17 protein-coding genes and 1 tRNA gene are annotated in these 25,930 nt (G+C 47.2%); 12 read left to right on the top strand and 6 right to left on the bottom strand.

Annotated elements, in window-relative coordinates:
• Positions 1 to 88: 88 nt before the first annotated feature.
• Both G499_RS20590 and G499_RS0117205 read right to left on the bottom strand, forming a co-directional pair.
• Positions 89 to 2,374, bottom strand: a complete 2,286-nt coding sequence (locus G499_RS20590; RefSeq protein WP_051296364.1) for a sodium-translocating pyrophosphatase — start codon at positions 2,372 to 2,374, stop codon at positions 89 to 91.
• Between the two features lie 296 nt (positions 2,375 to 2,670).
• Positions 2,671 to 3,444 (bottom strand): hypothetical protein, encoded by a 774-nt coding sequence (locus tag G499_RS0117205; protein WP_027000963.1) that lies wholly within the window; start codon positions 3,442 to 3,444, stop codon positions 2,671 to 2,673.
• Between the two features lie 437 nt (positions 3,445 to 3,881).
• Here G499_RS0117205 and G499_RS0117210 point away from each other — a divergent pair, with 437 nt between their 5' ends.
• Positions 3,882 to 5,309, top strand: coding sequence for a TlpA family protein disulfide reductase (locus G499_RS0117210; protein ID WP_081413873.1), 1,428 nt, complete (start codon positions 3,882 to 3,884; stop codon positions 5,307 to 5,309).
• Positions 5,310 to 5,525: 216 nt separating this feature from the next.
• The gene (locus tag G499_RS0117215) at positions 5,526 to 8,807 is read left to right on the top strand and encodes a TonB-dependent receptor (protein WP_027000965.1); all 3,282 of its coding nucleotides are present in this window, start codon (positions 5,526 to 5,528) and stop codon (positions 8,805 to 8,807) included.
• Positions 8,808 to 8,887: 80 nt separating this feature from the next.
• Here the strand turns inward: G499_RS0117215 and G499_RS0117220 are convergent, their stop codons facing one another.
• Both G499_RS0117220 and G499_RS21945 read right to left on the bottom strand, forming a co-directional pair.
• On the bottom strand, positions 8,888 to 11,128 hold the full coding sequence (locus G499_RS0117220) for a TerD family protein (RefSeq protein WP_027000966.1): 2,241 nt from the start codon (positions 11,126 to 11,128) through the stop codon (positions 8,888 to 8,890).
• Between the two features lie 39 nt (positions 11,129 to 11,167).
• Positions 11,168 to 11,295: transfer RNA gene (locus tag G499_RS21945), tRNA-OTHER, on the bottom strand.
• Between the two features lie 672 nt (positions 11,296 to 11,967).
• On the opposite strand from G499_RS21945, the gene G499_RS0117230 reads away from it, so the two are divergent.
• Complete coding sequence (locus G499_RS0117230; RefSeq protein ID WP_035727968.1) at positions 11,968 to 12,411, top strand: PaaI family thioesterase; 444 nt, start codon at positions 11,968 to 11,970, stop codon at positions 12,409 to 12,411.
• A gap of 95 nt (positions 12,412 to 12,506) precedes the next feature.
• Here G499_RS0117230 and rho read toward each other — a convergent pair whose 3' ends face one another.
• The gene (gene rho, locus G499_RS0117235) at positions 12,507 to 14,348 is read right to left on the bottom strand and encodes a transcription termination factor Rho (RefSeq protein WP_027000969.1); all 1,842 of its coding nucleotides are present in this window, start codon (positions 14,346 to 14,348) and stop codon (positions 12,507 to 12,509) included.
• Positions 14,349 to 14,428: 80 nt separating this feature from the next.
• Positions 14,429 to 14,581 carry a hypothetical protein gene (locus tag G499_RS21950; RefSeq protein WP_154658525.1) on the bottom strand — a complete coding sequence of 51 codons (153 nt, stop codon included), beginning with the start codon at positions 14,579 to 14,581 and terminating at the stop codon, positions 14,429 to 14,431.
• Between the two features lie 475 nt (positions 14,582 to 15,056).
• Between G499_RS21950 and serS the strand changes: the two genes are divergently transcribed.
• The 9 genes from serS (at position 15,057) to G499_RS0117290 (ending at position 25,907) form a co-directional block, all read left to right on the top strand.
• Positions 15,057 to 16,352, top strand: a complete 1,296-nt coding sequence (serS, locus tag G499_RS0117245) for a serine--tRNA ligase (RefSeq protein ID WP_027000970.1) — start codon at positions 15,057 to 15,059, stop codon at positions 16,350 to 16,352.
• Positions 16,353 to 16,526: 174 nt separating this feature from the next.
• The gene (locus tag G499_RS0117250) at positions 16,527 to 18,512 is read left to right on the top strand and encodes an alpha-ketoacid dehydrogenase subunit alpha/beta (protein WP_027000971.1); all 1,986 of its coding nucleotides are present in this window, start codon (positions 16,527 to 16,529) and stop codon (positions 18,510 to 18,512) included.
• Positions 18,513 to 18,529: 17 nt separating this feature from the next.
• Complete coding sequence (locus tag G499_RS20595; RefSeq protein WP_051296365.1) at positions 18,530 to 19,663, top strand: glycosyltransferase; 1,134 nt, start codon at positions 18,530 to 18,532, stop codon at positions 19,661 to 19,663.
• On the top strand, positions 19,654 to 20,397 hold the full coding sequence (locus G499_RS0117260) for an RNA polymerase sigma factor (RefSeq protein ID WP_081413874.1): 744 nt from the start codon (positions 19,654 to 19,656) through the stop codon (positions 20,395 to 20,397). Before G499_RS20595 ends, G499_RS0117260 begins: the two co-directional genes overlap by 10 nt.
• A gap of 131 nt (positions 20,398 to 20,528) precedes the next feature.
• Positions 20,529 to 20,780 carry a phosphoribosylformylglycinamidine synthase subunit PurS gene (gene purS / locus G499_RS0117265; protein ID WP_027000973.1) on the top strand — a complete coding sequence of 84 codons (252 nt, stop codon included), beginning with the start codon at positions 20,529 to 20,531 and terminating at the stop codon, positions 20,778 to 20,780.
• 542 nt (positions 20,781 to 21,322) lie between these two features.
• Positions 21,323 to 21,496, top strand: coding sequence for a hypothetical protein (locus G499_RS21955; RefSeq protein WP_154658526.1), 174 nt, complete (start codon positions 21,323 to 21,325; stop codon positions 21,494 to 21,496).
• Positions 21,497 to 21,632: 136 nt separating this feature from the next.
• Positions 21,633 to 22,193, top strand: coding sequence for a hypothetical protein (locus tag G499_RS0117280; protein WP_154658527.1), 561 nt, complete (start codon positions 21,633 to 21,635; stop codon positions 22,191 to 22,193).
• 303 nt (positions 22,194 to 22,496) lie between these two features.
• Positions 22,497 to 23,579, top strand: coding sequence for a hypothetical protein (locus G499_RS0117285; RefSeq protein ID WP_027000975.1), 1,083 nt, complete (start codon positions 22,497 to 22,499; stop codon positions 23,577 to 23,579).
• Positions 23,580 to 23,816: 237 nt separating this feature from the next.
• Positions 23,817 to 25,907, top strand: a complete 2,091-nt coding sequence (locus G499_RS0117290) for a tetratricopeptide repeat protein (RefSeq protein ID WP_161627782.1) — start codon at positions 23,817 to 23,819, stop codon at positions 25,905 to 25,907.
• Positions 25,908 to 25,930: the final 23 nt, after the last annotated feature.

Raw genomic sequence — 25,930 nt, forward strand, 5'->3', positions numbered from 1 at the left:
TTCCCAAGCCAATTTGGGTTGGGTACAAACCAGCCGCCCTCTCAATAGAAGGGGCGGCTGTTGTATTGGATGCCTGATTAGGAAGGACTTATTGCAAATCTTCTGCTTTGAGCGAAAGTTGTTTGCTCTGGTCTTTAGGTTGCTCAATAACAGACTGTTCTTTGGGGGCAACAGTTTCTTCTTTAATCTCCTCTTTGGCAACAGTATTGACCAAATAAGGAGCCAATACCAAGGCTACCACTGACATCAGCTTTAGCAAGATATTGAGCGAAGGTCCAGAAGTGTCCTTGAAGGGGTCGCCTACGGTATCGCCTACCACAGCAGCTTTATGAGGGTCAGAGCCTTTGAAATACTTCTGTCCTTTGATATCTACTCCTTCTTCAAACATCTTCTTGGCGTTGTCCCAAGCACCACCGGCATTAGATTGGAAAATAGCCATCAATACACCTGATACTGTAACACCGGCCAATAATCCACCAAGCATTTCGGCACCACCGAGCAAGCCCACCACTACTGGAGCCGTTACGGCTACTAGGCCTGGCAATACCATTTCGCGGATAGAGGCCTTGGTAGAGATTTCAACGCATTTGCCATATTCGGCAGAGCCGTCGGCCTTTTCGAAGACAGCACGATCTTCGGCTGACCACTCTTCCATCTCTTTGCCATCATTCTTACGCATTACTTCAAGCGCGGCTTTGAGCGCCGGAATTTCTTTAAACTGGCGGCGTACTTCTTCAATCATCGACATCGCTGCTTTGCCTACGGCATCCATTGCCATGGCCGAGAACAAGAAAGGCAGCATCGCACCTATAAACAAGCCTGCCATCACTAGGGGGTTGGCTACGTTGATGGTATCGATACCGGCAGTGGTCATAAAGGCGGCAAAAAGCGCCAAGGCTGTCAAAGCTGCTGAGCCAATCGCAAATCCTTTGCCGATGGCAGCAGTGGTATTGCCTACAGCATCGAGCTTGTCAGTACGTTTGCGGACTTCCTTGGGGAGCTCGCTCATTTCGGCAATACCGCCGGCATTGTCCGAAATAGGGCCATAAGCATCTACAGCTAGCTGGATACCGGTGTTGGCCAGCATCCCTACAGCGGCAATCGCAATACCGTATAGCCCGGCAAAATGATATGCGCCTACGATGGCAGCCGCAATAATCAAAATAGGATAAGCCGTAGAGCGCATCCCTACGCCAAGGCCGGCGATGATATTGGTGGCCGCACCGGTAGAGGACTGGTCTACGATTTTCTTCACAGGCTTAGTACCTGTGCCGGTGTAGTACTCGGTAATCAAGCCAATCAAAAGGCCCGAAACTGCACCTATGACAGTAGCAAAGAATACATTGACGGCGCTGAAGGTTTTGCCGCCCATAGTCCATTCGGCAGGCAACACATTCGTAATCAGGAAATAAGAGGCGACAATGAGTACTGCCGACGAGCCAAACTCCCCGATGTTGAGTGCGCGCTGAGGGTTACCATCTTCTTTTACATTTACAAAGAAAGTACCCAAGATAGAAGTGATGATGCCCAACCCGGCTAGCAACAGAGGCAATAATACAGCTGAAAGCCCGTCAAAGTTGTCTACAAATCCGGCTGCGCCCATAAAGGTTACGCCCAATACCATCGTGCCGATGATAGAGCCTACATACGATTCAAAAAGGTCGGCACCCATCCCGGCTACGTCGCCTACGTTATCACCTACGTTATCGGCGATGGTGGCAGGGTTGAGCGGGTGGTCTTCGGGGATACCGGCCTCTACCTTGCCCACTAGGTCAGCTCCTACGTCGGCAGCCTTGGTATAAATACCTCCACCCACACGGGCAAAGAGCGCAATAGAAGAAGCGCCAAAAGAGAACCCGGTGATGATATTGAGTACGCGGCCAAGGTTGTCTGCATTGTCAATGCCAAACCTTTGGCTGTAGACCAGCAGCAGAGCGCCTAAGCCAAGCAGCCCTAAACCTACCACGCCCAAGCCCATTACAGAACCGCCCGTAAAAGCAATTTTAAGGGCTTTGCTCAAACCCTCGCGGGCGGCGTTGGTGGTCCGTACATTGGCCTTGGTGGCTACACGCATTCCGATAAAACCGGCTAGTGCCGAACATACTGCCCCAATCACAAAAGACAAGGCTACCAGAGGCGATGAGTTTTGTTGTGCCGTAACAGCCAAAATGATTGCTACTACAACCACAAAAATCGACAAAATACGGTATTCGGCTTTGAGGAAGGCCATCGCTCCGTTGGCGATGTGTTCGGCGATTTTGGCCATTTTTGGCGTTCCGGGGTCTTGTTTATTCACCCAAGCCGATTTGATAAAAGTAAATAATAGTGCCAAAATTCCCAAGGTGGGAATCAGGTAAAGGACATTCTGTGCCATATTAAAGTTGGTTTACGTGCGTTTGAGGGGTGTTTGATATTGGAAATAGAAGTAACGGCCACAAAAATAGAATAAAATCGCAAAATACGGCAGCCTAGGGCAAAATACTTATCCTCCTAAAAAATATCTCTCAAGTGCAATCAAGCCTAATCTTGCATCAGCTACTACCTTTCCCCTAAATCACAAAAGAAGCCTCCAAGGAAGCCTTAGTACAAAAGGTAGTGCAACAAAAAACCATCCCGAAAAATTTTAGGATGGTTTGTGTCATACTGTGAGAGGCAACAAACATCCCAACACTAGTTGAGCGAGAGCTGGCTCAAGCTTTCACGAATTTCAAAGTTCAGTATTTGCATCCGAACACTGTCATAAAGTTCGCGCGCCTGATTGATGTAGTGGATTGCCTGCCAATAGTTTTGGGCTTGACTTTCTACAATGGCTTGGTTGTAGAGTTGTAGTGCGGCGAGTTTTTGGAGGTCAATCTTATAACTAAAGCCTAGCGAGGCATCTATTTGGCCGGCATTGGTACGCATGAGCATCTCCAAATCTGCAATGGTCTCTTGATTGGTTACAAACCCCTGCGGGCTGGTAGTTTCGAGCAAGGCCCATTGCCCATTGTCAAGCTGTATTTTGAGATATACATGCATCGGAGCCTCATATACCTGATAAGTAATCCCTAGTTGCTCATATATATAGGCATACATTCCTACAGCCGTAACACAGTTGTATTGCCTGTGTGTAAGTAGGTCAGCAGGCATCGCCGAGGGGTTGTATTGGCGCAGGTATTGGCGCTGTACTTTATAGAAAATGTGTTCCATCAAACGGGTATCAGCCCCAAGTTTGGTTATCTGACCTTGCCACTGGCTTAGTTGACGCTTGAGCTTGGTCTCCAACAAAGTCGTTTGTTTGTTGCTAGCCCAAGTTGTGGGATGCCAGATATTGGCAAAAGCCTGTAATCGGATGCTGTCTTCATCAGCACGAACAGCCAGCGGCATCCAAAATAAACACAAAACCAACAGCACTAATGGCCGTAAGCGTTTGTTAATCAAAAGGGTGGTGTGGGTAGTTGACATAGATGTATACTCCTTTTGTGGTGATGATGTTGGACTATTAGCTCTCTAATTTAACAAAAAATTAACAATTAGATAACATTAGTAGATTAAAACACCTTTGAGCTTGTTTTGGTTCTCTACAAAATTTTTTTTGCAGACTCGACCAAAACACCCATATTTAGCAATTGGCAAGCACAATCAATTGTTCAAAAAGAAGAACAGCCCCCGCATAGGCCAAAAAGGGTATATTTTGTTTTTTGGCGGATTTGTAGTGAGTTTGTCGGTGATAGTTGTTGTCAGAGTTTATGTTTTACTACCTTTGTGGCCAGAGGTGAATCATTTGTAAGCCTACATACCTGAAAAAACGGGCAAATATTTTGTAGTATATCCTCAAGCCTCTAAATTTACACCAAAGCCCTACAGCGGAGCCATTTGGTTGTTATCATCAGAAGGAATTTATGAGCAAACGTCATTTTTGGTATTTTGTGTGCTTGCTAAGCCTGATGCCTATCTGGAATATCCGTGCCGATGTGGTCGTTCGTGGCAAGATAGAGCTGGGCTTAGGCAACACAGTGAGGTTGATTTATTGTCGAAATCCATTAACACTTGATTTTCAAACACTTGAAACACAAGTTGGTGCTTTTCAGGAGTTTAGCTTCAAAATCAAAAACCAAACACCTTTGGAGGTATATGTACAATATGGTACCCGCCAAAGCTTCACCCGCTTGATTTACTTGCCCTCCAAGGGGAGCGTAAATCTCAATATCCAAGCCCACCAAGTCAAGATTACAGGCAGTACCCGTAACGAAAACGAGTACCTGCGTGCCTACTTTCATACCTTTAAGGACTACATTCACGAGGATGTCTGGAGTATTCCCGAAGCCCAGCTCAAACGCTATCAACAATACAATGAGGCAGATTTTCTTCATTATATGAATGAAGTACAATATGCCCAACTACAACATCTCGAAAAATACCAAGCCGAACACGGCCTGCGCTCAGAGTTTATCATCTACATGCGGCAGCGTATCCAAGAACACTATGCCCTCCACCTGCTACACTACCACAGCGCACACTGGGTTTTCAATGCCGATACGCCCAACCAAACCCAAGGCGCAAGCCCTAGGGCGGTTTCGCACCAATATTATGACTTCCTCAATCAGGTAGACCTGCGCCATACCAACGACTATATCCTCATCAATAGCTACCTTCAGGTCTACTATTTGCCTACCAATGCCAATATACCCCCCAAAGACCAATACTACCAACTGGCCAGTATTTTCCAAGGGGAGGCGCTCCTAGCCGCCCGACACGACCTGCTGATGTACCTCCTAGATGCCTATGGCATCAACGAATCGGTAGAAGGGCTGATGCGCCCCTTTATCAAGGAATATAAAGGCACTAAATTGGCCGATAAGGTTATGGAACGCTACAATATCCAAAAGCGCCTGTCTGCTGGCAATGCCGCCCCTTACTTTATCTTGCCCGATGAAAGCGGCAAGCGGATTTCGCTCAAATCTTTGCGCGGAAAGGTCATCTACCTCCAAATAGGCGCAAGCTGGAGCCGCGATTGCGACCGAGAGGTAAGCGCCTTCCGAAGGCTGCAATACCATTTTGCCGACAACCCCAATTTAGCCTTTGTCTACATCTCCCTAGACGAAGAAGAAGAGCTCTGGCGCAAGGCCATCCGCAAACGAGGCCTAGAAGGAATCCACCTCCGCGCCGAAACAGGCCTGCTCTCCCAAGTAGCCGAAAGCTATGATGTAGCGGCGCTCCCCTCCTATTATATCATCGATAAGCGCGGCCTGATGTTCAAAAGCTACGCTCCTTCGCCCCAAAGCTTTGAACACCTGACAACATTGTTGGAACAGGCACTACGGAAATAAACACCCACCAAAATAGCGCTGCCCCCCATATAAAGCTGATTTTGAGACCTCCTAAGGGGAAGACCCACACCAAAACCGGAAACCACCCGCCAACCAAACCCCACTCTCGGGGCACAGCAGTATAAAATATTAATAATTCCTTAACCCAACAAGGGTATCTGTCTGTCAAGCAGGGCGTAAATTTGCGCTTGCAAACCAATTACAAACAGAATACCCATGAAAAGAGTATTTTACCATCTATTACTCATCGCCGTAGTGGCCTTCGGCTTCAGCTTCCAAGCTGCCGCTCAGGGGGTTACTACTTCGACAATCACTGGTTATATCACCGATAATAACGGTGAAGCCCTTCCTGGTGCTACCGTGATAGCCATTCACGAGCCTTCGGGAACACGCTATGGTACAGTTACCCAAGCCGATGGACGCTTCTTGATTCCTAACGCTCGTGTGGGTGGCCCTTACAGCGTAACAGCCAGCTATGTAGGCTATACCAGCCAAAGCGCACAAGGAATTACCCTTTCATTGGGTAATGCGGCAAATGTTGACATCAAACTAGCTGATGAAAACACCCAGCTCTCAGCCGTTGAAATTGTAGGCAGCCGCAATGACTTATTTAACCCTGACCGTACTGGTGCTTCAACTAACTTGGATGAGCGCACTATTAACTCTATGCCTACCATCAGCCGTAGTATCAACGACTTCACTCGTTTGACTCCTCAGAGCAATGGTACTAGCTTTGCTGGTCGTGATAACCGCTTTAATAACTATACTATTGACGGTAACATTTACAACAATAACTTCGGCCTTGGCAGTGATCAGTTTGCCGGTGGTAACCCTGTAAGCTTGGACGCTATTGAAGAGATTCAGGTAAATCTAGCTCCTTATGATGTACGTAATGGTGGCTTTACAGGCGCTAACGTAAATGCGATTACGCGCAGTGGTACCAATGAGTTTAAAGGCTCTGTATATTATTATACTCGTAACCAGACTTTTCAAGGAAAGAAAATTGGTGATAATGAGCTTGTTGCTCAAGACTTTGGACAGAATATCATTGGTGGTCGTATAGGTGGACCAATCATCAAAAATAAGCTCTTCTTCTTCTTGAGTGCCGAAAGTGACAGAGAGACTCGTCCCGGCCAACAAAACCGCGCTTTGCGCCCCGGCCTCGACCCTAACGCACCCAACGTAACTCGTGTTCGTGCAGAAGACCTAGACTTTATACGCAGCGAACTACAACGCCTCTATGGATATGATACAGGTCCTTATGAAGGGTATGATTTTGGTAATAACCAACTGCGCCTCAATGCTCGTATTGACTGGAACATCAGTGATAAGCATAAATTGGCAGTACGTTTTAATCGCTATAGCAGCTCGAATGATGTATTTATCAATGGAAGTAGTACTTCTAATGTGCTCCCTGGTGGACTTGGTAATAGAAATTCTATCCAGTCTATGCATTTCCGTAACTCGAACTACACCCTAGATCAAGCTACTACTTCAATTGTAGCTGAGTTGAACTCGGTATTAAGCAACCGTGTATCTAACAGCCTCAATATTGGGTATACTATTTACCGTCAAGAGCGCGGTATCCCAGGAGGTCAAGACTTCCCGTTCATTGAGGTAGTAGAAGGAACTCAGTATTACACTGCACTTGGTAATGAGTTGTTTTCAGTTGCTAACATCTTAGGGAATAACACGTTGAATATTACCAATAATACGACTGTATTCCTCAATAAACATACAGTAACTGCTGGCTTTAATGTAGAGTACATGACGTTTGAAAATGCTTTTAACCGCTTCTTCAATTCTGTATATCGCTATGGCTCTTACAACGACTTTGTTGAAGCTGTTATTCGTCAGAACCCAAATGTTCAGCCAATAGGCTTCATTCAAGGCTTTGCTTTTGGTTCAGACCCTAACCGCCCTGCAGTTGATGAAACTGCTTTCGGACAAGTAGGTTTGTATATCCAAGATGAGTTCCAAGTAAACCGCAACTTGCGTATTACTGCCGGCTTGCGTGTTGATGGACAGTTCTATCCTCGTCAACTTGATGAAAATCCAGCTATTAGAGATAATTTCACATTCCGTGACCCTCGTAATGGCGCACCTATCATTGCTGATGTATCTAAACTACCTTCTATTTATCCTTTGTGGTCTCCTCGTATAGGCTTTAACTGGGATGTATTGGGTGACAATACACTTAAAGTACGTGGTGGAACAGGCATCTTCACGGGTCGTATCCCATTTGTGTGGATTTCTAACCAAGTTAACAACAATGGTGTACTTCGTGGGTTTCAAGCGATTACTACACCTGCTGGTTTTGCAGCTAATCCTCGTCCATTCAATCCTAACGTAGGAGCATATCGCCCAGCTAACCCAACACCAAGCGCTCCAAGTGGAGACCTAGCAATCACTGCTGAGGATTTTCGTTTCCCACAGGTATGGCGTTCTAACTTAGCGGTTGATTATCAATTACCTTGGGGAATCGTAGCTACTTTGGAAGGTATTTATACCAAAGATATTAACAATACTTTGCCATTGAATGTTAATCAGCCAGCATTTGATGGTCGATTTGAGGGAGCAGATAATCGTCCTTTTGCAACCCAAAGCCGAATCAATGCACCTTTCACACAAGCCATCTTTTTGACAAATACAAATGAGGGCTACTATGCGGCAGGTACCATTCAATTGCAAAAAACTTTTGATAAAGGCTTCTACGCTAGTTTGGCTTATACCCGTAGTGTATCTAAAGATCAAGGCATCAGTGGTGCTGGTGGTTCAACAGCTGGCTCACTTTGGACAAACAATGTACAGTTTGACCGTAACAACCCTGAACTTAGTTGGACTGGTGTTGACCAACCTAACCGTGTTGTTGGTTTGGTATCTTATAGCAAGGAATACCTCAAATTTGGTAAAACTACTATATCATTATTCTATGATGGTGGTGAGCAAGGACGCTTTAGCTACTTGATTGGTAACAATATGGCAGGAGATAATGGTAACCGCCTAATTTATGTACCAAACAACCCTAGTGAAATCATCTTCCGTAATATTACGCAGGGAACAGGAGCTAACCAAGTAGTACTATTTACGGCACAACAACAAAGTGATGCATTTTTTGCATATATTAATCAAGACCCTTATCTGAGCAGCCGCCGTGGACAGTATGCCGAACGCAATGGTGCTTTGTTGCCTTGGCTACATCGTTTTGACTTCCGTATTGTACAAGACCTCTTCGTCAATGCAGGTGGCAAACGTAATACTATTCAGTTTAGCCTTGACATCCTAAACGTAGGCAATATGTTGAACTCTGAGTGGGGTGTAGGTCGTTTGACAAATGCAGCAACATTGTTAGCATATGCTGGACGTGATGCTCAAAACAGACCTACTTATCGTTTAAATCGATTCCAGAACGAGCTTCCTACAACAACAAGCCGTCCTAACATCAACCTCAGCCAAGTATGGCAGATGCAGTTTGGTGTTCGTTACATCTTCAACTAAGGTTGAGTTGTTAGAGAGCGTTTGAGTTCTCTTAAACCCAAAAACCCCCTACCGTTTTGGCGGCAGGGGGTTTTGCTTTTTCAGTCGGCGAAGAGGGCGGTTACGGCGGCGGGGTCATAGACCCAGTTTTGGCCATATTGCTCCTCGGCTTGGGAGGCTTCTTCAGTAATCAGCATCCCTTGGGCTTTGGCTTTGACTTCCAGTAGGCGGCCTACGTTGAACTTGCTGTTCAGCCTGGCCAGTAGAGCCTGTACTTGCTCGAAGTTCAGCCCGGCGGCCAGTTGCCCCGAGAAGGGCAGTTCGAGCCAGATGATTTCGCGTGTGGCTATCTCCAACACCCCAAACACCAAGCTCTTGCTCAGACTTTGGCTGATGCGCACCTGATGCTGCAGACAAGAGGGGTCGTAGGCCACACCGCTTTTTTCAGAGATTTTCATCCGGTGGCGGCTGTCCATCCAGCCCAGCACAAGGTTGGGCGTAATTTCTCCATTGCTGTAAGCATTACAGGTAAAGACAGCATGGGTATATCCGGCCTTAGCCACCTTGTTCACATTGATATTGATGTACTCTGCCGTACCTACTTTGGCCGGAATGCTCCGAATGTCGCCGCTGTGCTGGCAACCTGTGGCAGTAAGGTTGCCAAAATAACACAGTTCTTTTTTATCGAGGCCAATAAGGTGGCAGCTCAAGTCCATATCGAGGTGTTGTGCGGGCAAGCCCTCTCCCCACTGCATAAACAGCCGTACCTGCGTTCCTTCTATCGGAAAGCGTGTACCCATCAGCGCTACCGGGCGGTCTTGTACGGTTTCGCTGCGGTCACCGATGGCCAGCGGTATTTTATAGAGCATCGGGTGGATGTACATCGTCTTACCTAGCTGTGGTGCTTGGGCAAAACGCCGGTACAGCATGGCGACACATAGGTCATCAATGCCTCTCGTCATTCGCTTCAGCTCCACGGCTTTGTATAGCTTCAGCATTTGGTTTGGGGGAATGGTCTTGTTGACTCCTCCCAGAGGCTTTACACTACGTTGTTGTGTGGGGTCAAAGTAATATCCGGCATACATCTGTAGGGTCAGCAGCAGGCGCATCGGCACCTGATCGGCCACTGCTTCAAAAGCTTGGAGTACGGGGTTTGCCCCAAACCAAAGCATCTGTGCGAAGAGCGAACGAGCAAACAACCCCGGGCGTTGCTGGAGTAAGGCCAAGGTTTCTTCCTGATTGTAGCGCAGGCGAGCCTGCTCTACGCGCCCTTGCCACACGGGGTAGTCTTGACGATAGAAGACATCCATCAGCTCGCGTAGGTGGCTCATCCCTTGGCGTTGGCTCATTTCGGCTAGGCGCAATGCACGGATAAAGCGTACCCACATCTGACGCTTGGGGTGCATTGTTTCGGCCATCTGACGGGGCGACATCGGCAGCCCGTTCAACCACTCGGCCACCTGCCGGCAGGTCTTGGGGTCATACTTTAGTCGGAGCTGCTGTGCAGTCTCTATTTGCGCTACAATGCCTTGGTCAAGGCGGGGGTGTATATGGCGCTTGTTTTTAGCCTTACGCTTGATGATGGTCTTGGGAGCCACGATTTGCAACAGTCCCGTATGCCGAAACCAAAGGTAGCGCAAGATGTCGTTGGGCGATTGAAACAAGGCTTGTACCTCTGCGCCACGCCCTTGAGCCAGACAATAGTTTATCACTTCCATCAAAGTTTCCTTCATCCCAACCACAACATCTTGGGGCAAGGCAAATGCCGCCAAGAGTTGCTGCAAGCTGTCTATTTGTGTCGCATCGAGCGCTGTTTTGGCTTCGAGTAAATGGCGCAGTGCTTTTTGGGCATCGGCTTCCGTCCACAGTTCCAAGAGATGCAGTTTACTGCCTTGGCCTAGGTAAACAGTCTTGTCTAGCTCGAAGGGCGTACCACAGTAAGGGCAGCCGTTGTAGCGCTCCAATGGGAAAGTATTGGCCGGAATCAAGTGCCCGCAGGCCAAACGCGTGCAGTCTTTAGTACCGAAGAGTTGGGCAAAAAAGGTCATCAGGTGGTCTGCGTAGCCCTCGCCGGTAGGCACTTGCCAGTTTTTTACCAAGGGAGTCCAGTTTTTGTGTACCCCTGCCAGCTGCTTTAGTTGTGCGATAAGCTCAGCCCTAAAACCCTCCTCCGTATGGCAGAGTGCTTTCCAGAGAGCTTCAGATACACCATAGCCCAGCTGGTTCATTTGGGCAATCAATACGGCCACTTGGGGCTGTTGGGTTGGGGCGGCGGCTTGGAGGGCTGCTTCAGGAATCAAAACAGCCTTGTAGCGTAGACTTACTTGTAGTAATGTGCGCATGGCTTGAGGGGTTTGGGGGTGAAACCAACAAAAAGAAAGTGAAACAGGCAGGAATCGAACCTGCGCTCCCGGTTTGGAATTTTAGGAGTAAGTTGTGCTTGACCTGCCCAAGAGCAAATAATGGCTCAACTATAAAGACCGGTGTGCTACCACTACACTACTGTTTCGGAAAGGGGAGCAGGGAGGACTCGAACCTCCGACTTAAAAGGCCAGAAGTAAATCTTACTTGACCGCTAATGATAATCAAAAAAGCCTGCGGATTCGAACCGCTAGCCCCCTATGAGGGAGCCGAACCGATTGAGAAGTAGCTTTTCTTTGACCGTGCAGTGGCAGTAATGGCAAGGTTAACGCTGTGCTCTACCACTGAGCTACTGCTCCCATCATACATACCTGAAAGAACGCACACTGCCATCAAAACAAAAAAAGGCTGGGTAATGGTACAACTGATTTATCCTAAAATTTAGAAGTAAGCTGTACTTGACCCTAGCCTAGGCTTTTGGGCTTAGTGTGCTACAAAGTAAAAGTAGTCCTGCGCAGTCTATTTGCGTAGTGCGAAAAAATGTGAAAAAGTTTTCAAAAATATACGTTATCAAGGCCTTAGCTCCCAAATTCTTTCGAAAAGGATGGTTTATTTGTTTGAATAGGTGTTGGCTGTGTCGCCCCTGCGAGGCTTTTTTTAGCAGCTTAGTTGCGTACATATGGGTAGAAATCAAAGCAGTATGTCTTTATACGTGTACCCTCTTTGGAAAAGGATGATGTATGTTTTCCTGTGAGTGGGGGAATTGTTTTTGGCCGAGATGGATTAACATATACATTGTCATCATTCTATCATTATCCCAATGAACACACAAGAAAACCCCCGTTTAGCTTGGGCACAAAGCATGCTCGGCCAGTCTACCAGTCAATCTCCTTCTCCTTTTGGGCGTTGGCTCAACGGAACAATCGTAGAAGCTTCTGAGGCGTGTTTGGTATTAGATTTTATAGTGCGGCCAGAGATGACCAACCCTGCCGGAATGCTCCATGGCGGTGTAACTGCCGGAATGTTTGATGAAGTGATGGGGATGCACCACTTCTTGCTCAACCTATCGCAGTTTTATCCTACCATCACCCTCAAGATTGATTACCTAGGCAAGGCCTTGCCGGGCGAGGTCGTTCGTGTGCGTACCGAGTTGGTCAAGAAAGGAAGTACACTTTTGTATTTTGACGGTACGATGTACAACGCCGAGGGGAAGTTGTTGGCTAAGGCAAGCACGCATATGGTCGTCAGCAGGCAAAGTGTATAGTTGCGCCGGAACCCCAAAAAACCAAAGAAGCCATCTCAAAAGACTTGAGATGGCTGATTTTTTATGATACTGACAATACGAGGCTAGCAATAAACCTAGCCGTTCATAGACACTAAAAACTCGTCATTGTCCATAGTGCCGCGCATTTTGTCAAGTAAGAACTCCATGGCTTCTACCGAATTCATATCGGCCATATACTTGCGCAGAATCCAGATACGAGACATCTCTTCTTTGGTCATCAGCAAGTCCTCTTTTCGAGTACCCGAAGCAGGAATATCGATAGCGGGGTATAGGCGGCGGTTGGCCAAGCGGCGGTCGAGTTGTAGCTCCATGTTGCCTGTACCTTTGAATTCTTCAAAGATTACTTCGTCCATTTTGGAGCCTGTTTCAATCAGAGCTGTGGCGATGATGGTCAGTGAGCCTCCGTTTTCTACGTTACGGGCTGCGCCAAAGAAGCGTTTGGGTTTGTGTAGTGCATTGGCATCAACACCACCAGAAAGAATTTTACCCGACGAAGGCACGACCGTATTGTAGGCGCGGGCTAGGCGGGTGATAGAGTCCAACAAGATGACTACATCGTGGCCACACTCTACCATGCGTTTGGCTTTTTCTAGTACGAGGCTCGATACTTTGACGTGGCGCTCTGCTTGTTCGTCAAAGGTAGAAGCCACTACCTCTGCCTTTACGCTGCGTGCCATATCCGTAACTTCTTCAGGGCGCTCATCAATCAGCAATACGATGAGATATACCTCTGGGTGGTTTTTGGCAATGGCGTTGGCTATTTTCTTGAGCAATTCGGTTTTACCGGTTTTGGGCTGTGCCACAATCATTCCGCGTTGGCCTTTGCCTATGGGCGAGAAGAGATCCAAGATACGGGTAGAGTATTCGGTGGCGGTAGTGCTGAGGTTGAGGCGCTCTTGGGGGAATAGGGGTGTGAGGTGTTCGAAAGCCACACGGTCGCGGATTTCCTCTGTTGTTTTGCCGTTGATACTTGATACTTGGAGCAGGGCGAAATATTTCTCTCCTTCTTTTGGTGGGCGAATTTGACCACGGACAGAGTCGCCGGTTTTGAGGCTGAAGAGCTTGATTTGCGAAGGCGACACGTACACATCATCGGGGCTGGCGAGGTAGTTATAGTCTGGAGAGCGCAAGAAACCGTAACCGTCTTGCATAATTTCCAATACCCCATAGCTCTCTACAATACCTTCAAAATCGCGGATGCTTTCGATGAGCTTACGTTTGGCTTTTTGCGCGTCGCGTTGTGCTTCACGTTGCGCCTCACGTTGTTGGTGGGCGTGCTGTTGTTGTGAGTTTTGGGCAGGGTGTTGTTGATGTCCTTGTTGGTGTTGGTGGCCGTTGTTGTGTTGTGGCTGCTGACGCTGCTGATACTGAGGGTTGTGTGTTTGGGTTTCCTTCGTAGGAAGGGGAGTCGTATCTTTTGGTCCTTGTTGTTGGTTTTGAGCCTGCTCTTGTCGGTAATCGGCGCGAGGTTGAAACGATTGTTGACCTTGTTGTGGGTTGAATTTAGGCGTTTCTTTTTCTTTGGGTTTTTCGGAGCCAGATGAAAAAATACCTTGTTGTTGGGGCTGCTGTTGTGGCGTGGGCTGTTGGCTTTGTGGCTGAACATTCTCACGCTTCATACGGTAGCGTGGTACAAAGCCTTGGGCTTCTGTTTGGCTTTCGGCAGGCTTCTGTGGGGGAGTTGGAGACTCTAATACGGCGGCAGTAGTCGTAGCGGCAGTACTGGTGGTGGCTGCAGCCTCTTCCTTAGCTTTGAGCGGCTTGATGTGTGATTCTGGAAGGATGGCTTGTTGGTCTAAAATCTTGTAAATCAGCTCTTTCTTGGTTAGTTTTTTATAATTCTTCACCTCCAATTGCTCGGCGATGTCTTTCAACTCAGAAAGGAGTTTCAGGTTAAGTTCCTCAATGTTGTACATACGTATAATGCTTACAATTTAATGTGTGATTCAAAATCTGGGATTTTTCACAGGGTTTTGGGTTGATAAAAATTAAGGGGCTATATCACTTCATACAAAGCCGCTTGGGGCTTGGTATTGGGAAAATAGGCAATGTAAAAGGTGTATAGTTTGGTGGGGGGGAAGGTAAGGAGGTGTTGGTAGTAGGTATTGACCAACATACCGAGAATCACCAAGTTATTGGGAAAAGCCACAGCCATTCACAAAAACAAAAGAGCGCTATACACAAAAGCAGGTTCTTGAACAAAATGATGTTTGATAGCATATTCAATTACTACAAAACATATTCTATGACAATGTTTGTGAGGAAAGGTAGGAGATGGTGCTCTGGATATGTCTGAACAGTATCCTTTAATCGGGGAGATTGAGCCAAAAGTATAGTGAGATATTTGGGTAGACTTTCCCGCGCTGTGTGCTTTTGAGCAACATCAAAGCGTTTGTTTTTCTCAAAAGTAACGATGGTGAGTCTGGTGTAGTGAACAGGTCAGGAATTTACACAGCAATCGTGCTACTTTCATACTGTAACGAACAAAGCGCCTTAAAAGTTGTCGAAAAGGTTTTTTAAGCACTGAGGTCTGATACTTTGCCGGTAATTCTTTAGATTTGTGAGTCAATTCTAGTGCAAACATATACATTTAATTTTATTAATCAAAACAACGCGCCGATTTTATGTTACAACTTCAGCACATCCGCGAACAAACCCAGGCAGTAATCCAAGGCTTAGAAAAGAGAGGGTTGGCTGAGGCCTCCTCTTGGGTGTCCGAAATACTGACAACAGACCAACAGCGGCGCGAAACTCAAGCCACGCTCGACCAGTTGTTGGCCCAAGCCAACCAGTTGGCCAAGCAAATAGGCCAGCTGATGAAAGAAGGCAATAAAGCCGAGGCCGAGGCTGCCAAAGCCCAAACTGCTGACCTCAAGGAGCAAACCAAAACCCTAGGCATACAGTTACAAACGCTCGAAGCTACACTGCAAGAGCAGCTTGTGCGCTTGCCCAACCTCCCCCATAGCAGTGTGCCCGTAGGACGTAGCGCCGACGACAACGAGGTGGTGCTCCAACACGGATACATCCCTACGCTTGCCCCCGGCGCGCAGCCACATTGGGAGCTTATCAAAACCCTCGATATCATTGATTTTGAATTAGGCAATAAAATCGCCGGAGCAGGTTTCCCTGTCTATAAAGGCAAAGGAGCCCGCTTACAGCGTGCGCTGATTAACTTTTTCTTGGATGAAGCCAGCGCCGCCGGCTATGCGGAGGTACAGCCGCCGCTCCTTGTCAATGCTGATTCGGGCTTTGGCACAGGGCAACTCCCCGACAAAGAGGGGCAAATGTATCACGCTACTGCCGACGACTTGTACCTTATCCCTACGGCAGAAGTGCCGATTACCAATATTTTCCGCGATGTGATTTTGGAAGAGAAGCAACTGCCCATCAAATGTGTGGGTTATACCCCCTGCTTCCGAAGAGAGGCCGGCTCTTGGGGCGCTCACGTACGCGGACTCAATCGACTACACCAGTTTGATAAGGTCGAAATTGTACAAATACAACACCCCGACCACTCTTACCAAGCCCTTGAGGAGATGTCGGCTTATGTCCAAGGGCTGCTCCAGAAACTAGAACTCCCCTACCGGGTGCTGCGGTTGTGTAGTGGCGATATGGGCTTTACCTCTGCGCTTACCTATGATATGGAGGTATACTCTGCAGCGCAAGAACGATGGCTGGAGGTCAGCTCTGTGAGTAATTTTGAGACCTACCAAGCCAATCGTCTCAAGCTGCGTCTCCGTGGCGCAGATAAGAAGCCTTTTCTTGCCCATACGCTCAATGGCAGTGCCTTGGCGCTACCACGCATTGTGGCCGCACTACTCGAAAACAACCAAGATGCAGAGGGCAATATCCATATCCCAAAAGTCTTGCAGCCATATACCGACTTTGACTGCATCAGCGCCCCTGTGGGTTTAAAATGAACCCGAAAAATCCATTGCTCCTAAAGCCTGCCGGGGGCGTAAACCTTGGTAGGCTTACACAGAGCATAACATCGACCCATACCACAGACATAAGGGCTTAGACCCAAAACCGAATGCTCATCAATACGGAATACCTTGAAAACAACAACATCTACTACACCTCAGGCTCCGCTCATGTCATTTGACCGCCATCACTATACTGATGCCCAACTGTTGGCATTATACCAAGCCCTCGTCAGACCTCGTATGATAGAGGAAAAAATGTTGGTGCTCTTGCGCCAAGGGCGCGCCAGTAAGTGGTTTGCAGGCATCGGTCAAGAGGCCATTGCCGTAGGCGCTACCCTAGCCTTGCGCCCTACAGATTATATATTGCCCCTACACCGCAACTTGGGCGTGTTTACCTCGCGCAATGTGCCACTAGATGCGCTCTTCAAGCAGTTTCAGGGCAAAAAAGGAGGCTTTACCAAGGGGCGCGATCGTTCCTTTCATTTTGGCACACACGAACACCATATTGTCGGAATGATTTCGCACCTAGGGCCTCAACTCTCTGTGGCCAACGGCATTGCTCTGGCCGAAACCCTCGAACAATCGCAGGGAATCTCCCTAGCCTTCAGTGGAGAGGGTGCCACCAGCCAAGGGGAGTTTCACGAAGCGCTCAATGTAGCTGCTGTCTGGGATTTGCCCGTTATTTTTGTGATTGAAAACAACGGATATGGCCTGTCTACGCCTATCAGTGAGCAGTTTCGTTGTGAACGCCTTGCCGACAAAGGCATTGGCTATGGCATCGAAAGCCACCGTATCGACGGCAACAATATCCTTGAAGTATACCATACCATTGCACAAGTAGCCGACAGCATCCGCCAATCGCCCCGCCCTATTTTAATAGAGGCGATGACCTTCCGAATGCGTGGGCACGAAGAGGCCTCCGGCACAAAGTATGTGCCACAAGCGCTCTTTGACGAGTGGGCGCTCAAAGACCCCATTAGTAATTATGAAAAATACCTCCTTGACCAAAAAATCCTCGACCAAGACTTTATCCAAGCTTATCGCCAGGAAGTAAAGCAAGAGATAGAAGCCGCCCTAGAGCAATCATTTGCCGAACCCATACCCACTGCCGATATTGTCGAAGAGTTGGCCGATGTCTATGCACCACATCATTTTGTAGCCCAAACGCCCGCCCCAAACAGCCCACAGGCCGAAATACGCTTTATTGATGCCATATCACAAGGCCTGCGCCAAGCCCTGGAGCAACACCCCAAGCTACTCCTGATGGGACAAGATATTGCCGAATATGGGGGCGCTTTTAAAGTAACCGAAGGCTTTGTACAGCAGTTTGGCAAAGGCCGCGTGCGCAATACCCCACTTTGTGAGTCGGCCATTGTAGGAGCCGGCTTGGGTTTGGCTGTAAAAGGGCATAAGTCAGTGATAGAGATGCAGTTTGCGGACTTTGTCAGCTGCGGGTTTAATCAGATTGTGAATAACTTGGCTAAAATCCATTACCGATGGGGTCAAGCTGCCGATGTGGTCATCCGAATGCCAACAGGCGCAGGAGTAGGCGCAGGTCCCTTCCACTCACAGTCAAACGAGAGTTGGTTTTTCCATACGCCCGGGCTGAAGGTGGTTTACCCAGCTACTCCTTATGATGCCAAAGGACTACTGCTCAGCTCGATAGAAGACCCTAACCCAGTGATGTTTTTTGAGCACAAGGCCCTCTACCGTGCAATCACCGCTGCGGTTCCCGAGGCCTACTATACCCTTCCGATAGGCCAAGCACAAACGATATGCGAAGGCGAGGAGGCAACCATCATCACCTATGGTATGGGTGTACACTGGGCTACCAAGGCCATTGAGGCGATGGGGCTGAGCGGCAAGGTAGCTGTCATAGACTTGCGTACATTACTACCTTGGGACCAAGAGGCGGTGGCCGCTTCGGTACGCCAAACAGGCAAGGTGTTGGTGTTGCACGAAGACAGCCTCACAGGAGGTATCGCTGCCGAAATAGCCTCCTGGATTGGTGAATACTGCTTCCAGTGGCTCGACGCGCCAGTGATGCGCTTGGGTAGCCTCGATACGCCAGTGCCTTTTGCTATCCCTTTGGAACAAGCATACCTGCCTGTGGGCAGGCTGGAAGCCCGCCTCCAAACACTACTGGACTTCTAACAAGGCTTATCAACCAAATGTGGATAACTGCCCTCTTGCTTTGTGGCCTAGCCGCCTATGGGGTACAGCTTTGGTTTTGGGCTTTTGTATTCCGAGCTTGGCGCAGCACCCCTTTGCCCCCCAAGGCAAAAGCCAGCCAAAAGGGCGTTTCTGTGATTGTATGTGCTCATAACGAAGCCGAAAAGCTCCCCCGCCTTTTGGCCGCATTGGCTACACAACACCATCCTGCTTGGGAATTGGTATTGGTCAATGACCGCTCTACCGATGGTACAGCGGGCTTATGCACAGCTTATCAACAGAGTTATCCACATTGTCAAGTCCTCCATATCGACGATGTGCCCGCCGGGCTTAACCCAAAGAAACATGCGCTCAGCCAAGGAATTGCCGCTGCCCGATATGAGTTGCTCTTGCTGACAGATGCCGACTGCTGCCCGGCTAGCCCTGACTGGATTCGGGAGATGAGCGCCCCCTTTGCCCTGCCCCACATAGATTTTGTATTGGGAATCTCGCCTTATGAAGAAAACACTGGATGGCTCAATCGCCTGATTCAGTATGAAACATTTTATACCGCATTGCAGTATATCTGCTTAGCGCAGCGTGGATACCCCTATATGGGGGTAGGGCGCAACTTGGCTTATCGTAAGCGTGTTTTTGTACAACAAGGCGGCTTTTTGCCCCAACATCAAGCCCTAGTGGGAGGAGATGATGATCTACTGGTGGGGCATTTGGCCAACACACACAATACAGCTACTGTCATTGCTCCAACGGCCTTTACCTACTCCCTCCCGCCCCATACTTGGCAAGCTTGGCTACGCCAAAAAACCAGACATTTGTCTGTTAGTAAATATTATAAACCCGCTCATAGTTTACGGCTAGGCGCATTGCACCTATCACAATTATTGGTCTTATTCGTCAACCTTACAGCCTTCCCATACTTTTGGTATGATGGACAAAAAATATATCTGTTTGGCTTACTGATGATTTATTGCCTACGATTAGTTATATTTGTAAAAGCTAGTCATAAGCCGTGGCGCTCTTTACAATCACAAACCTCTAGCGCTTACCTGCCCATATTAGCACTATTGTACCTCTTTTACCTGTGGACTGCAGGAATAGTCGCGATGATATCCAAACGCACACAATGGAACTAGAAGAAGATAAAAATACCGAAAACCCCCAACCCTCCCCAAAAAATAAAGCTGATGCTGCCGCTGCGCAAAACTCCAAGGCCGCCAAAGCACAACCCGAGGCCGACGATGAGGAGGAGCTTGATGAGGAGGCTGAAAACACCAAACAGTTTTCGGACAAAGCCCTGCGTGATTTTCTATTGGTAGATCTTGCCAAAGAGAATGACCAGCAAGCCTATGCAGAGCTGATGGAGCGTTATCGAAAACCGGTATACTATACCATCCTCAAGATGGTCAAGAATGTAGATGATGCCGAAGATTTGACTATCGAGGCATTCGCTAAGGCATTTAAAGGGTTGCACAAATTTAAAAAAGAATACTCATTCAGTACTTGGTTGTTCAGAATAGCTACCAATAATTGTATCGATTTTATTCGCAAGAAAAAACTCGAAACCTTTAGTATCAGTGCTACCTTTAAGGACGATAACGGCTCAGAAGTAGGGCTGGAGATACGCGATAGCAACCTCGACCCCCACGAAAAAGCCATCAAAGGGCAAAAAATAGAAGTAATGCAGATGATTGTGAGCCGCCTGCCGGCCAAGTACCAACGCTTGGTGCGCCTGCGCTATTTCCAAGAATATTCTTATGAGGAAATTGCGCAAGAGGTAGAAATACCGCTCGGAACGGTCAAAGCCCAATTGCACCGCGCCAAAGAGCTGCTCTACGATATGATAAAAGACAAACGAGACCTGATTTGACCATAAGCCTACTACCGCTTTGACAAGGTTAAATCTGTACTTGAAGCGCAATAAGGCTGCAGGTTTTGGAATTATTTCCTTACTTTTGTGCTTCTTACCCTTAGTTGATTTAGCCCACCTCCTTTGCACGTATGGAATTTATTGCACATATTCACGTGATGCCTCACAAAGAAATCCTCGACCCACAAGGCAAGGCCGTCAAGCTGGGTCTGCAAAATCTAGGCATCGGCCAAGTATCGGATGTACGCATCGGCAAACGTATAGAGCTTACCCTAAAAGCCGATAACGAAGCACAAGCCCACCAACAGGTGGAAGAGGCCTGCCAAAAATTGTTGGCCAACATGATTATGGAGTCTTATAGCTTTGAGCTAAAGACGGTATAAGCCTCTACAAAAACACCATCATAACCCGCTTACCCGGGCTTGTGATGATAAGCTTGTTGAGATAGTTGCTTTTGCTGTCTTATGCTTATCTACTAAACCTCACCGGCTGTTTGGAAACAACAGATTTGTGGGGTTTTTTTGCGCCCAAAACAGACTGACTAACAAACTACCTAGTATTTGACAACTCATCAGAACCCAATATACTCAAGGGGAATCGTTATTCTGAAAGTCTATGGAGTGATAAAAAGCAGTTTTTTTAGTCAAAATAAACATTAGTATAAAATAGAGAAAATATATCAAAACCAGTATAAGGAAGTGTACTTTGATGCTGATAACCAAATACTCGAAGAGCATTGGCTGGAAAGTACAAGCACTCTCACAAACGAAACCTTTAAGTTGGAAATGCAACAGACTATTGGGTTGTTGTTGCAATATAAGCCCAAGGGTATCTTGCTCAATACGGTTAAGTTTTGTTTACGATAGTGCCTAAGGTACAGACTTGGATTGCTGAAAATGTTTTTGTAATTTGTCCGACGATAGCAATGCATCATAAAGCAGTGCTGGTGAGCGAAGCAATCTTTCCACAAGTCAGGATTGAACAACACCTAGATGCAGTAGGTGCGACCTATTTTATCAGCCAAATCTTTCAAGACCGCACAGAGGCATATGCTTGGCTTTCGGCGCAAACCAAGGCTACCCCTAGAGGCAGAGGGTGATTAGGAAGCACTTGGAATATTGATGCTTTTATGTCAATATTTGCTGAATTTGATTTTCTTGATGTTCATACGATTTTCAGTGCATGCATTTCCCAACTAATTTTGATTGAGCATAATATAATCCCCTTGTCAGTATATGAAAGTTTACGAAAGTCAGTACAAAGAAGTGCATTTCTACCCTGAGACACAGCTCTTAGAGGAAGTTTGGTATGAGAAATCAAAACTCATGCGCGAGCATGAGTTCAAAGAAGAGATGTTGGTGTATGTCGATTTGCTCAAGAAACACCAACCCCAAGGGGTGTTGGTCAATAGTCAGAAGTTATTGTTTACTATTGCGCCTTCTGTGCAGACTTGGATGGCCGAACAGGTATTTGTGGTATACCCTAGTGTAGGGATGCGTTATAAGGCTTTTGTAATGAGCGAAGAGTTTTTTACCCACGTCAGCCTAGAACAACATTTAGAAGAAGACCGCACCAACTATTTCATTAGCAAAACTTTTGAAACTAGGGAAGCCGCGCTAGCTTGCTTGAAGCGAAGTTGGCAGCATAATTTCCATCAAGGAGCTAAAAGCAGCTTATACCAAGATTTAAAAGATTTGATTTTCTTGATTCTCCATGATTCTTGGCATGCACATTTCTCAAACCAATTTTGGTTGGGTATAAAACTGTGGGCTAAGTCTTGTTTTGCCCCAAAATAAGGCCTCAACTTGCCTCGAAGCTCCAGCTTCGAGCTACTTTTCCAAAAATGTACAGTGGCGCGCAGATTTCCCAACCCAGTTGTGATTGGGTATAATACACCCTAAATACAACAGCAAGTTTGCAGATGGTAAAAGTAGCGGCCTAGATTTCCTATCAACCCAAAACAGGGTCATTTATCCAACTTTAATCCTAGTAGCCCGTTATCATTAGAAAGAACATACTCTCAAAAGCATTACTTTCAAAGGGTGTAGCTTGACTATTAGTCGAAAATTTTGTATCTTTAAAAAAAAAGGAGAAAAACCATGAAAAATACCAAAGCTACCTATGTCTTGTTGATATTTGGCTTGGGGTTTAGTTTGAGTTTCAGTGCCTGTAGTTCACACGTCTACACTAGTGTCGGTGGAGAAGAGTACGATGACGCTTACTTTATGACCAAGGACACGCCGCGCTCACTCAACCAACGAGCTTTAAATACCAATAGCCGCCAAAATGCGAATTATGCCATCGAGAATGAGGTATATTATGACGAATTTGGCAATCCGCTTTACAGCGCCGATCCAATCTCTATGCCTTACGAAACGTCAAGGTTTGCCATTCGTATGGACAACATGCAGGAGCGCATGGGTGTCATCGTGATGGACGAGATGGCCATTGCAGACCAAAACAATGTCTTCGTTGACCCCAATATGATGCGCTACAACGACAACTTTGCAGCCGCCAATAGCACCTTCATGCACCAACAAAACCTGCGCCGTGCTTGGGCAGGTGGTATGCACATGGGCGTAGGTTTAGGAATGAACGCTATGTGGGGAATGAATACAGGCTTCTACAACCCAATGTGGGGAATGAACCCTTATTATTATGATCCGTTTTTTGACCCCTATATGGGGATGGGCTTCCGCAATCCTTATATGGGCTTTGGGTATGGCTTCCATAACCCCTTTGGGTTTTATGGCAGCCCTTACCGCAGAACCTACCACAGAACAACTTTCTACAACCCTAACCGCCAAAACGCCGGCGTATTGGCTAGCCAAGAAACACAGATCAAAACGCGTACTTACTCCCCACGCAACAGCAACAACTACAACAATAATAACCGTAACACCACCCGAGGGTATTATCAACAAAACAATACCACCACACAACAAAACCGCCAACGTTACAATACCAGTACTAACCAAAATAACATTGGCCGTACTTCTAGCTCGCAGTTTCGTACCAATACCAATGCTACGCAGCAAAATTACTCGAACCCCACACGCTCTAGCAACTTTGGGAATACCAATACTAACCGCAACTATAACAGCGGCAGTACTTACCAACAACGCACCAATACCAACATGAACCGGACAATCTCCCCACGCGGAGGTAGAGGCGGGCGCTAATGCCTAAAGGCTGATATTTTTATATGCCATCTCTGATTCAGAGATGGCTTTTTTGTGGATTCATTACAAGGTAAGGCAGTTGATTCAAATGATGTGCATTATATTTGTAGCATATTTCAAAAAAGTGTGTTGTTGATGAAACGTTGTTGCATATTCATAGTTATAGCAGTACTCTGTACTAGCTTTTTAACCCCCTTAAGCGCGCAAAATACCCTTAGAGATAGTTTGTATGCAGTCTTGACGCAACCTAATCTGACGGATACCTCTCGCGCCCTCGTGTTGGCAGATTTGGCCATCGCGCTGCGCAACATCAATGCAGATAGTAGCAAAAGCTGTGCAGAGGAGGTGTTGAAAATTTCGAAAAAATACAATTTTACCAAAGGAGAAGGACGTGCCTATCAGGCGCTGGGTATCTATCACTATATCCGGGGGGAATACGAAACCGCGCTTGGCTTTTACCAAAAAGCACAAAAATGTTATCAAACAGCCAACTACCTCTCCGGCGTGGCTTGGTCTTATACCAATATAGGTTCTGTATACCGCAACTTTGGCAACTATGACAAAGCCCTGAGCGCTTATGAAGAGAGCCTCACAATATTCGAACAAATCCAAGAGTTGCCCGGTATGGGCTGGGCTTATGGCAATATCAGTCTGATACATAGCTCCCAGAATAACTACGAACAGGCAGAGCAGTATGCCCAGAAAAGCCTGAAAGTACGTCAAAAACACGGCTATTTACCTGATATTGCTCAAGCATATAACCACGTTGCTGACATTGCCCAGAAGCAACGCCGCTATCAAGAGGCGGCACAAAGCTACCAGCAGGCCATTGCGCTTTACGAACGCGTAGACGACAAGGTCAACGCCTCTAAGGCTTATCGTACACTTGGCTTGATGAGCCTGAGCTTGGAGCAAGATAGCGCCGCCCAAGCCCAACTAGAACAATCGCTGGCCTTGGGTGAAAAGATGAACAGTGCTATCCTCATTTGCGAAGCGCAAACAGCACTGGCACAGTATTATCTGAAGAAAAACGAGAAGAACAAAGCCCTACAAATGGCTGAAAAGGCCCTGACAACCGCCCAAAAAATAGGACAGAGGGAAGCCCTAAGCGCTGCGGCCTATACCCATAGCCAAGTCGCCTTTGCGCTACGCGACTTTGAAAAGGCTTACCAAAGCCTCGCACTCTATAAAACTACCGAAGATAGCCTGCGCCAAGAACAGTTCAAAAAACAAGCCCTACAGCAAGATTTTCAGTACCAACTCAAACTCCAAACCGCCGAAGAAGAACGCAAGCGGCTCTTACTTGAAAATCAAGTGCAACGCCAAAAATATTGGCTCTATGGTGTTGTAGGAGGCTTTTTGAGTATCTTATTGCTCACAAGCTTGGCTTTCAGAGCCTACCGACAGAAGCAAAAAGACAACCAACTACTGGCCATACAACAACAAGAAATTGTCGCCCAAAATGAGGAGCTTCGCCAAAATCAAGAAGAGCTGATGTTGCTCAATGAAGGGCTGAATGAACAAAAAAACACTCTAGAACTAGTCTATACCCAACTCAAAAACACTACCGGAGAGCTTGGAAAAAGTATCCGCTATGCTTCTCGAATGCAAGACCTTATCTTGGCCGAGCGCCAAGCTTTGGAGGAGTTCTTTGGAGAAGTTTTCTTGATATATAAGCCTCGCAATATCGTTTCGGGGGATTTTTATTGGTTTCACCAATTTGACCAAAACCGCGCTATCTTGGCCGTAGCTGACTGTACCGGGCACGGTGTCCCCGGGGCTTTTATGAGTATGTTGGGCGCGTCTTTGCTCTACCAAGAAGTGGCTATGGGGGGTAACTCAGCCCCCGAGCAAATCCTACAACATTTGCACAAAGGTATCCAGAATATCCTCAAACAACATTTGGGGCATAATAATGACGGGATGGACATCAGCATTGGCTTGTTTGAAAAGCAAGCTGACGGTGCCATGCAACTGACCTTTGCCGGCGCTAAAACACAGATTTATTACCAACAAGACAAAGCCTTGGAGCGCTTGCAAGGAGACAAAACATTCATTGGCGGCCCACAACAACTCGAAAAACACTTCCAAGCACATAGTGTCTTGCTTCAACCTCAGACGATGGTCTATTTCTTCAGTGATGGACTGATAGACCAAAACAATCACAAACGTAAACGTCTAGGTATCAAGCGGTTTGAAGAAACTTTGACCACACATTTACACGAACCAGCCAACGTACAGAAGAATGCGCTTGATGCTGCGCTCAACGACCACCAAGGCCAAGAAGAACAACGAGACGACATCACGGTGTTGGGGCTGAGGGTATAAACATCCAAAGCCGCTATTGCCTT

Origin of the sequence: Eisenibacter elegans DSM 3317, assembly GCF_000430505.1 — a bacterium.
GTDB classification, from domain to species: Bacteria; Bacteroidota; Bacteroidia; order Cytophagales; family Microscillaceae; genus Eisenibacter; species Eisenibacter elegans.